The organism is Streptomyces sp. NPDC059718, from assembly GCF_042733315.1.
In the GTDB taxonomy this organism is placed as follows: Bacteria; Actinomycetota; Actinomycetes; order Streptomycetales; family Streptomycetaceae; genus Actinacidiphila.
Map to the genome: position 1 here is coordinate 1 of NZ_JBHWGA010000128.1, position 2268 is coordinate 2268.

The 2268-nt window shown below is 68.6% G+C and carries 1 protein-coding gene and 2 pseudogenes; all 3 read right to left on the reverse strand.

Annotated elements, in window-relative coordinates; all coding sequences use genetic code 11:
- Window positions 1-239 precede the first annotated feature (239 nt).
- Window positions 240-634 (reverse strand): annotated as a pseudogene (locus ACFV3E_RS46595) (transposase); the annotation flags it as partial.
- 10 nt (window positions 635-644) lie between these two features.
- Window positions 645-1253 carry a transposase family protein gene (locus ACFV3E_RS46600; protein WP_500542613.1) on the reverse strand — a complete coding sequence of 203 codons (609 nt, stop codon included), beginning with the start codon at window positions 1251-1253 and terminating at the stop codon, window positions 645-647.
- A gap of 233 nt (window positions 1254-1486) precedes the next feature.
- Window positions 1487-2268, reverse strand: a pseudogene (locus ACFV3E_RS46605) (transposase); the annotation flags it as partial.

Genomic DNA, 2268 nt, shown 5'->3' on the forward strand with positions numbered 1-2268 from the left:
ACCACCGCAACTTCGTCCGGACTCACACCTCCCCAACGCCCGACCAACCCACAAGGACACGCACAGACTCAGCCGACCTGACCAAGCACTACTAGGAGCGTGTCTCAGTAACCGGTGACTGGTCAGGGAGGTCGTGATCGACGGAACCGGTCGTGGTCGCCCGGTCAGCGTTTGTGGAGTCGACGAGCGGGTCGGTCGGGCAGGGATTTCGGCCCTCTCAGGCTGGTGTGCCCGGCTGGTCAGCCGGTCACGGCAGCGAGGCCAGCGGTTCCGGCGTGTCGGAAGATCTTGCGGAGGTTGTGGCAGGCGGCCAGCAGCCGCCACTCGCCGCGGGCTCCGTCTTCGCCGCGCAAGTGGAGTTGGCGGCCGTTCTGGCAGGTCATGATCTGTCCGAAGACGGGTTCGACGATGGCCTCGCGGCGGGCGTAGGCGGACCGGCCGGGCTTGGTCCGCAGCTTGCGGGCCATGCGCTCCTTCAGCGTGGCGTTCTTGGGATGCGTCCGCGGGGTGCGGGCGGGACCTGCTTGTCGTGGGCGAGTCGGCCAATGGCCATGAACGTATCTGTGCCGCACGCCAGTTGGCGTTCCTTGGCGGCTTCGAGGTTGGTCTCGGAGCAGTATCCGGCGCGTCCGAGGGGTTGCACGTCACGTCGGCCGCGGTGATGACTGGGTGTTCTCGGCGTCGTGCTGCAGGGGCCGTCGCTCCTCGCGTTCCACCGGTCCGGGCGTGCGCGCCACCTGCGGGCTCACGGCCGCACCCCGCACGACATCGGTCGCATACCCGCAGGTCGCGGCGTTCAGGGCATCCCCGTCCAGATCGGTGAGCACCCGGCGGAAGGTACGCTCGCTGGGAACCACGAACCGGCCGGTCGGCGGATCGCGGCGGGCACCGATGCGGGCGAGCTTGTCCTGCGGCGCGCGTGCCGCCCACTGCCAGATCGCCGCCACCGAGTCGCCACCCACCACCAGTGTCGCGCACGCCGCCACCACCAGGATCACCAGCAGCGGGTGCAGACGCCCCCGCCGGGCGCGACGATCCGGCACACTTCCAAGCCTGGCCACCAGGGCCGACTCCACCGCGACAGGGTCGGCCACCAGCTCTGCCTCCCACAACGCCAGGTCGGCGAGCTGGTCAAGACAGGGGATGGTCAGCGATGGTGCAGACACGGGCGCGCGACTCCTGTGACGATCCTTCAGCGTAGAGAACTGGAAGATCATCAGCAGCCCGCCCGCTTGGCGAATCACCACCGACACCCGCGCGACAAACCGGACTTAAAGCATCAAACAGGAACTACGCCGGGACCGTGCCTCGAGCAGAGTGGAGAGACCGTGCGGCGGGCGCTTCGCCGTGTTGCGTTTTCTGTCGGTAGATCCGGTCCCCGTCCTGGTCTGCTGACAGTCCCGTCTTCGCCCTGGTTCGCTTCTGGGGCGAGGGACTGTACAAAGAACGGCTCTGTTCCGTAGTCGGTGGTGACGGTCGGTGGTGGTTATTGCAGCAGGATGAGGTGACGGAGGAGGTCGAATCCTGCTCGGCCGTGCATCTGCCGCATGATCCTCTTTGTCCGGGTGTTGACGCCTTCCGTGCGGCCGTTGCTCCAAGGGAGGGTCAGCCCGGCATTGACGGCGGCGTGGTCGAGTTCGAGGCCGTTGCAGAAGCTGTGCAGGCGGGGCAGGTCGGCGCCGCGGGCTTGGGCGATCCACCCGGTGAGCTTGGAGTCGTTGCCGCCGGCGGGCGTCAGGAGGGCGGCGAATTCGCTGATGAGGGCGGTGAGCTGGGTCATCTCGGGGCAGGCCGCGGTGAGGAGGCCGAGCAGGTCAGTGTCCTTGGTTCGTAGGCGTTCGGGGTGGGTGAGCAGGAGCCGGGCGAGGTGGCGCGGGGTTGTCACGGGGCGGTCGCCTTCGGCGCGGCCCTGGTTGAGGTAGCGGACCAGCAGGTTGGCGCTGCCGGTGTAGCCGAGTCCCCTGATCTCGTGGAGGAGGTGGGTGACAGGGACGGCCGGGTCGTCGGACCGGCGTTGGCGCAGGTGGTCGCGGTAGGGATCGACCAGGGTGGGTCGGTAGCGGGGGGCGATGCGGTCGGCGGACGGTTCAGGGTTGCGGGCATATCGCTTGACAGTGTTCAGGGCGAGGCCCAGTCTGCGGGCGCATTCGAGCAGGCCGACGCCCTGGCCGAGGAGGTCATGGACTTTGTGTCAGCGCTCGCGGGTGGCTTGCTCGCGGACGCCGCCGGGACGGGGCGGGTTGACGGTGCCCCAGCAGGAGGCGTGGG